The sequence below is a fragment of the Mycobacterium asiaticum genome, assembly GCF_001673315.1.
GTDB lineage: Bacteria > Actinomycetota > Actinomycetes > Mycobacteriales > Mycobacteriaceae > Mycobacterium > Mycobacterium asiaticum_B.
The window spans coordinates 20,015-27,162 of the sequence record NZ_LZLQ01000095.1 but is presented as its reverse complement, the minus strand read 5'-3'; the positions used below and the strand labels follow the sequence as shown (position 1 = coordinate 27,162).

The 7,148-nt window shown below is 67.1% G+C and carries 5 protein-coding genes and 1 pseudogene; 2 read left to right on the top strand and 4 right to left on the bottom strand.

Features of this window, described 5'->3' with window-relative positions; all coding sequences use genetic code 11:
* Window positions 1-241 (bottom strand): molybdopterin-dependent oxidoreductase (locus A5636_RS26185; protein ID WP_253900595.1); only part of this gene is annotated, 241 nt, incomplete at its 3' end.
* Window positions 242-259: 18 nt separating this feature from the next.
* Here A5636_RS26185 and A5636_RS14610 point away from each other — a divergent pair.
* Window positions 260-2,236 (top strand): annotated as a pseudogene (locus A5636_RS14610) (molybdopterin-containing oxidoreductase family protein); the annotation flags it as partial.
* A gap of 6 nt (window positions 2,237-2,242) precedes the next feature.
* On the opposite strand, the gene A5636_RS14605 reads toward A5636_RS14610, so the two are convergent.
* From A5636_RS14605 to A5636_RS14595, 3 genes are read right to left on the bottom strand one after another with little or no spacing between them, the layout of a single operon-like run.
* Complete coding sequence (locus A5636_RS14605; protein ID WP_065159358.1) at window positions 2,243-3,913, bottom strand: tetratricopeptide repeat protein; 1,671 nt, start codon at window positions 3,911-3,913, stop codon at window positions 2,243-2,245.
* Complete coding sequence (locus A5636_RS14600) at window positions 3,910-4,791, bottom strand: alpha/beta hydrolase fold domain-containing protein (protein ID WP_065159357.1); 882 nt, start codon at window positions 4,789-4,791, stop codon at window positions 3,910-3,912. The genes A5636_RS14605 and A5636_RS14600 overlap by 4 nt, the downstream gene beginning before the upstream one ends.
* Window positions 4,788-5,582, bottom strand: coding sequence for an enoyl-CoA hydratase/isomerase family protein (locus tag A5636_RS14595; RefSeq protein ID WP_065159356.1), 795 nt, complete (start codon window positions 5,580-5,582; stop codon window positions 4,788-4,790). Before A5636_RS14595 ends, A5636_RS14600 begins: the two co-directional genes overlap by 4 nt.
* 148 nt (window positions 5,583-5,730) lie before the next feature.
* Between A5636_RS14595 and A5636_RS14590 the strand changes: the two genes are divergently transcribed.
* Complete coding sequence (locus A5636_RS14590; RefSeq protein WP_065159355.1) at window positions 5,731-7,143, top strand: NAD(P)-binding protein; 1,413 nt, start codon at window positions 5,731-5,733, stop codon at window positions 7,141-7,143.
* Window positions 7,144-7,148: the final 5 nt, after the last annotated feature.

Sequence of the window (7,148 nt, the reverse complement as noted above, 5' to 3'; positions counted from 1 at the left end):
CCGGATTGCCGTAGTAGGCGGCTACGGCGTCCGGCCCGTCCGCACCGATCAGTGCCGCCATCCGCGCAGCGATGTCCGAGATGGCCTCGTCCCAGGACGCCGGCACGTACCGGTCACCGACGCGGCGCAGCGGCGTCCGGATGCGGCGGGGATGCTCGACGAGTTGGGCGGCGTTGCGTCCTTTCGCGCAGAAGTCCCGCCAGCTGTGCGGGTTCTGTTTGTCCGGCGATATCTTGCGCACCCGGTTGTCTTCGACTTGGACATCGCTGCGCGGATGGCGGCACTGATCGGTGCGGACGGGCCGGACGCCGTAGCCGCCTACTACGGCAATCCGGCGGGTTACTCCTCGTCGAACCTGATCTTCATGAATGGCTGGCTGGACGCCGTCGGTACCCAGAATCGCTATGCGGTGGGGTCGGTCGACCAGAATGCGCTGCACGTGGTGGCCGAGGCTATGTACGGGTCGGCCATCATGGTGCCCGTCTCCGATATCGACCACTGCGACTACTTCCTGCTGGTCGGCACCAATCCCGCAGTGAGTGCCTGGAATTGGGTGGAAAGCGCACCCGGGGGCTGGAAGCGGGCGTTGGCCCGGCAACAGCAGGGCGCCACCATCGTCGTCGTCGACCCGCTGCGCACCGAGTCTGCTGACAAAGCCGACGTCCACATCGCGGTACGCCCCGGCCAGGACTGGGCGCTGCTGCTCGGCATGGTCAAAGTCATTCTCGACGAGAACCTTGAACATCCCGGCGACTGCGCGCGTCTCACCAGCGGTATGCCGACACTGCGGGCGCTCGTGGCCGAAGCCGACCTCGATGACCTCGCGCGGCGCTGCGACGTGCCGCGCAGCCAGATCGAAGGTACGGCAAGGGATTTCGCGACGGCTAAGGCCGCCATGGCGGTAACCCGGACCGGGATCTCGTTGCACGTCTCCGGCACCGTCGGCGAATGGTTGGGGCACGTGCTCAACGTGATCACCGGACGGATGGATCGCCCCGGCGGCCGCCGCTTCGAACCCGGCTATATCGACGCGATGAAATTGGCCGCCGCCGCCAAACCATCCGAACACCGGTCCCGCTTGCGCGGCCGACCGATGGTGGCCGGCGCGCACGCGTTAAGCGAATTACCCGCCGAGATCACCACACCCGGGCCAGGGCAGATCCGCGCCCTGGTCATCAACAGCGGCAACCCGGTCGTCTCCGGTCCGAACGGAGACGCCCTGGATCACGCGCTGGCGCAACTGGACCTGCTGGTGGCCATTGACTTCGTGCAACGCGAAAGTCACCGCCATGCACACTGGCTGCTGCCGGCGGTGCATTGGCTGGAGCGCGACGACCTGCTCGCCCTGACCAGCAATCTGCACGACGAACCGTACGTGCAGTACGGTGTGCGCGCGGTGGAGCCGCCGGCGGATGCGCGCGAAGAGTGGCAGATCTTTGTTGACCTGGCTCTGGCGATGGATGTCCCGCTCTTCGGCGTCAAGGGAATCAACGCTTTGGTGAAGGGCAGCCGACGGCTCGCCGCTGCTACGCGCCGGCCGCCCCTGGCGTTCTCCCCTGGCTGGATCAATCGCCTGATCGTTACCATGTCCCGAAAGGTCAACGGCCGCAAGCTGAAATGGCGTGACCTGCTGGCCCACCCGCACGGTATGGTGCTCGGACCCCGGGAGTACGGCCATTTCGCGGCCGCGTTGCGCACTGCGGACAAACGCGTGCACATCGCACCCGCCGAACTCGTCGCACGAGCCCAGGAATTGCTGGCGACGGCACCACCGGAGGCGCCCCACGCCTATCCATTCCAGCTGGGCAACCGCCGTCACCGCCACTCGATGAACTCCTTCCTCAACGACCTTCCTGGCCTGCATCCCGGCGGCAAAGGCAGTGAAGTGCTGATCCACCCCGCCGACGCGGCAGATCTCGGCATCGGCGACGGCGACCTGGTGCGGGTGTCCTCCCCCGTCGGCGCCGTCGACGTGCGGGCGGCGCTGAGTGACCGGCCGCGGCGCGGGCTGGTCGTGCTCGACCACGGCTGGGGGTCAAGAGTTTTCGACCCGCGGGGCGGCTCGGCACCACAGTCCTTCGGGGTCAACCGGAATCTGCTGATCGACGGCGAACCCGTGGACCCGTTGTCACAGACGCCGGCGATGAGTTCCGGATATGTCGCGGTCGCGCTGTGCGAAACACCTACGGAGACAACGCTGAGCCGGCAACCCGCCGACCCGGTGCGCCAGGCGTGAACCTCGTCATTCGCAGCAGGACGCGACGTCGAGGCGGCACGCGCAGGACGCGCGGATCGGCACGTCGGCTCGCGCCGCAGCAAGTTTGAGCTGCTGCCCGACGAGGGTGGCCTCAGCGGTGCGGCCGAGGCGCTGCAGGCATTCGTGGTAGCCGTGCAGGCTCCACACATTGCCGGGGTGCTGACAACACCGGGCCAGGGTGGGGTCCAGGCCGAGGTCGGCGGCATAGACCGCCGCGGCCTCCGGTATGTGACCCTGTTCCAGCAGCAGTGCCCCATAGGCGTGCCGGGTCGGCTGCATCCACCCCCAGGGCTCGTCGTAGGGCAGCGCGTCGTCGAGTGAGACGGCGCGGCGCAGGTGGCCGAAGGCCTCGTCGAAACACCCTTCCCGATAAGCAATTTCGCCGTCGAGCATGGCGGCGCCGACGGCAAGTATGTCTCGGGTGGTGTTGTTGAACAGGTAGCGGGTTCCCGGTATGCGGCCGTAAGCAGCGTGGAACGCGGCGCGCTCAGCATGTGCTTGCGCGAGTTGCCCCGTCGCGGCCAGCGCCACCCCGCGCCCGTAGTGGATGGTCGCCGCGGTGCTGCAGTAGAGGTCTTGGTCGCTGGGCAGGGGCTGCGCGATCAGTTCGTCCCAACGGCCGAACCGCACCAGCACATGGGTGCGTAACGGCACAAACGCTTCCAGCCAGTCGGCCATCGGCGGGGACGGGATCGACAACAGCTCCGGGGTCAATTGGCCGGCAAGTTCATCGGCGGCCTGCAACGCTATCTGCGACTGTCCTTGCAGCATCGCCGAATACACGATGAAGTGCAGATCGTGCGCACGGTAGAGCGAGTAGAAGTTCAACGGCCCGCGCTGTGCGACGAAGCGCTGATCCGCTTGTACCGCAGCGGTATTGGCCTGTACGGAACTGCGGTAATCGCCGCAGAGCACGTCGATGTGGCTGGGCATGTGTTGCAGGTGGCCCGCGTCAGGCACCAGGCCGCGCAACAGATCGGCCGCCGGCAGCGCGTCCTCAGGTGTCGCCGACATCTCCATGGCGTGCAGGTACAGATGCAAGATCCCGGGATGGGTTCGCCCCGCGGGCCGGGTGAGCGCATTCTCCAGGATTTCGTTGGCTTTCAGCACCCGCGAGCCCGGGGCCGGTTCGCCGGTGGCGGTGTCCCATAGAGCCCAGGCCGTCACGTTCAGCAGAGCGTCCGCGGCCAACGCTTGCACGTCGAGGTCGTCCGGATACGCCGTGGCCAGTGCCGTCATCGCGTCCGCGTAGGCAGCACCCCCGGCTCCCAGCGCAGCGATGTTCTCCGGGTCCGCGGTGCGAAAGCGGGTCCACAGCGAGCTGATCAGACCGCGCTCGACCTCGTCGACCCGGCCCGCCGCGGCCAATTCGAGCTCGGCACGCGCGCGGGCCAGCGACGCGTGCCGGTCGACCGGGTCGAACGCCTCCCACGCCTTGTTGTAGTTCGGTCCCACCGAATACGCGATTCCCCACCGCGCGATCGCCAGACCGGGGTCGAGTTCCAGCGCACGCTCGAAACAGACGATCGCCTCCTCGTGGTTGAACGCGTACGCCCACACCAGTCCACGGTCGAACCACACCTGCGCATTCGGGTCGCTGGTCCGCACCGGTCGATGGTGGGAACCGAGGTCGAAGTACTGCTCGTCGGCCGTCATGATTGCTTGATGCTCGCGACGATGCGGGCGCGCGCGGCGCGGCCTTCTGGGGTCGGCATCAGTGGATAAACGTGCAGCAACCCCGGCTGCTCGTGGAACTCGACGTCCACGCCGGCGGCAGCGGCTTTTTCGGCAAGCAGTCTGGCGTCGGGATTGAGGATGTCCCGGGTACCGGTGAAGATCGTCAGCGGACCCAGACCGGTCAGGTCACCGACGAGGGGACTGACCCGCGGATCATCGACCGGCCACTCGCCGCGCCACCGGTCGGCGAACACTCGTAGCGCTTCCCGGCCCAGCCAGGGGTCGTTCGCCTCGACGGCGGGTATGAGCGGGTTTTCCAGCGCGAGATCCGGTACCGGCGAGATCAGGACGGTCCTGGGGAGGACCACACCGTGCTCGTCGCGCAACACCAGCGCCGCCGACAGCGCAAGCTGACCGCCCGCGGAGTCCCCGACCAGGCATGCGCCGGAGCTGTCCAGGACCAACTCGACGATCCTGGGCAGCACGTCGGCCGCGGTGGCAGACGGCACCAGCGGATAGATCGGGACCAACACGTCGGCACCCACGCCGACCGCCAGCTGCGCCACCAATTGCCAATGCTGAGTGGTGATTTCATTCACCCACGCACCGCCGTGCAGGTAAATCGCGGTCCGTTCCGTCGGTTGGCTGCGCGGCCGCACGGTGTACACCGGCCAGTCGAACCGGCGCTGCAGCGTGATCGTCACCCTCGGGCGCAACCGCGGCGGCGGAGCGAACAATTGCGGGTGCAACGCGCGTTGTTCGATGTGGGCCCGAGCAGTTTCAGCATTCTCGTAGGCTTTGGCCCTGCCCATCGCACGGAGGAGCAGCGGCATTGCCCGGCTGCGCCAGCTGGTCACTGCTTCCACTCCCCCGCCACTGAGGCGCTCCAGCGTGGCTGGCGGCGCTGCAGGAACGCCTCGACGCCCTCACGGGCGTCCGCGCTGCCCATCACCCGGTGATGCAACTGCGTCTCCAATGCGGCGACCCGACGGGGGGTGTAGCCGTTGATCATGGTGTCCCACAGCAGCCGTTTGCTCAGTGCCGCTGACATCGGTGCGACGTTGACGGCGATGTCGCGTGCCACCGCCATCGCGTCCTCCAGCACCGCGCCGGCGGGCAGGGCGCGGGTGGCGATGCCCAGTGCCGCGGCCTCGGCGCCGTCGAAGGTGCGTCCGGTCAGCAGCAGATCCGCCGCGACGGCTCCGCCGACGAGGTGCGGCAGCGTCCAGTGCGACATGCAGTCTGGGATGACGCCCCGACGCACTTGCGCCACAGCATATTTGGCGTCGCGAGCCATGATCCGGAGGTCAGCCTGCAATGCGATGGTCAAGCCGATGCCGATGGCATGGCCGTTGACCGCCGCGATGACCGGGGTGCGCAGTTCGAACGCCGCCGGATCGGTCGGCGAGGCGGTGAAAGCGACATCTGCGGACGGCGCGGCGAAAGGATCCGTTCCGAAGTCGGCCCCGACGCAGAATGCCTCACCGGCCCCGGTGACGACGATGGCGCGCACCGCGTCGTCCTCGTCGCACTGCCGGTAGGCCCGGTTGAGCAGGTCGCCCATCTGCCCGGTGTAGGCGTTGCGGCGCTCCGGTCGGTTCAGGGTCAGCAGCGCGACGCCATCGGCGACCGCGACGGTGAGATCCATCTGAGCGAATTTACCCGTAGCGGCCCTTGAACTCCGCGTGCCAAACCGCAGGGCGAAATCCTGAGGCAATAACGGCAGTCAGGCACGGTTTGCGGCAACGAGGCTTTGTCCAGGGCGCTATGGTGTCGCCCATGAGGGAGCGCACGCAATGACCGGCAGTGTCCAGAGATTGGACACCGATTACCTCGTGATCGGCGCCGGAGCCATGGGAATGGCGTTCGCCGACACGGTCATCACCGAATCCGATGCACGCATCGTCATTGTCGACCGTGCACACCAGCCGGGTGGGCACTGGACCACCGCCTACCCGTTCGTCCGGTTGCACCAGCCGTCGGCGTATTACGGTGTCAACTCAAGACCCTTGGGCCACAACACTATCGACGTTGTCGGCTGGAACAAGGGGCTGAATGAGCTTGCCCCCGTTGGCGAGATCTGCGCCTACTTCGACGCTGTCATGCAACAGCAATTCCTGCCCACCGGGCGCGTCGAATACTTTCCGATGAGCGACTATCTCGGAGACGGACGGTTCCGGACGCTGGCGGGTGAGGAATACGCCGTCGACGTCCGGCGCCGCATCGTGGATGCCACCTACCTGCGCGCCATTGTGCCGTCCATGCGGCCCGCCCCCTACGACGTCGCCCCCGGCATTGACTGCGTCCCCCCGAACGAGCTGCCGAAGTTCGGTCCACGCGAGCGCTACGTCATCGTCGGCGCCGGGAAGACCGGCATGGACGTCTGTCTGTGGCTGCTGCGGCACGGCGTCGACCCCGACCGGTTGACCTGGATCAAGCCCCGCGATTCCTGGCTGACCGACCGGGCCACGCTGCAGCCGGGACCGTCGTTCATCAAGCAGTTCCGGGACAACTACGGCGCGCAACTCGAGGCCATCGACGCTGCCACCTCGATCGAGGACCTGTTCGACCGGCTCGAAGCGGCCGGCACATTGCTGCGACTCGACCCGCAGGTCCGCCCGCTGATGTATCGATGTGCCACCGTGTCGCAGCCCGAATTCGAGCAGCTGCGCCGGATCAAGGACGTCGTCAGGATGGGTCACGTCCAACGCATCGAGCCCACCACGATCGTGCTGGACGACGGCTCCGTCACCTCCTCGCCGTCCGCGCTGTACATCGACTGCACCGCGGACGGAGCGCCGCAGCGTTCGGCCACACCGGTTTTCGACGGCGGCAACCTGGCCCTGCAGGCGGTACGCGGATGCCAGCAGGTGTTCAGTGCCGCGTTCATCGCGCACGTCGAGTTCGCCTACGACTGTGACGACACCAAAAACGAACTCTGCGCGCCGATTCCGCACCCCGACCGCGACGTGGACTGGTTACGGTTGACGCACTCCGACCTGCGCAACTTCCAGCGCTGGCTGGACGACCCGGACCTGACCGATTGGCTCAGCACGACGCGGTTGAATCTGCTTGCCGACCTGCTGCCGCCGCTTTCGCACAAGCCGCGAGTGCGTGACCGGGTGGTGTCGATGTTCCAGAACAAGTTGAACACCGCCAGCGAGCAGTTGGAAAAGCTGCTCACCGATGCCGCGGCAGTGCCCCGCTAGGAGAA

Coding starts and splice junctions, on each gene's coding strand:
- A5636_RS14595 (WP_065159356.1), bottom strand. CDS start 5,582: ATGGATCTCACCGTCGCGGTCGCCGATGGCGTCGCGCTGCTGACCCTG.
- A5636_RS14605 (WP_065159358.1), bottom strand. CDS start 3,913: ATGACGGCCGACGAGCAGTACTTCGACCTCGGTTCCCACCATCGACCG.
- A5636_RS14590 (WP_065159355.1), top strand. CDS start 5,731: ATGACCGGCAGTGTCCAGAGATTGGACACCGATTACCTCGTGATCGGC.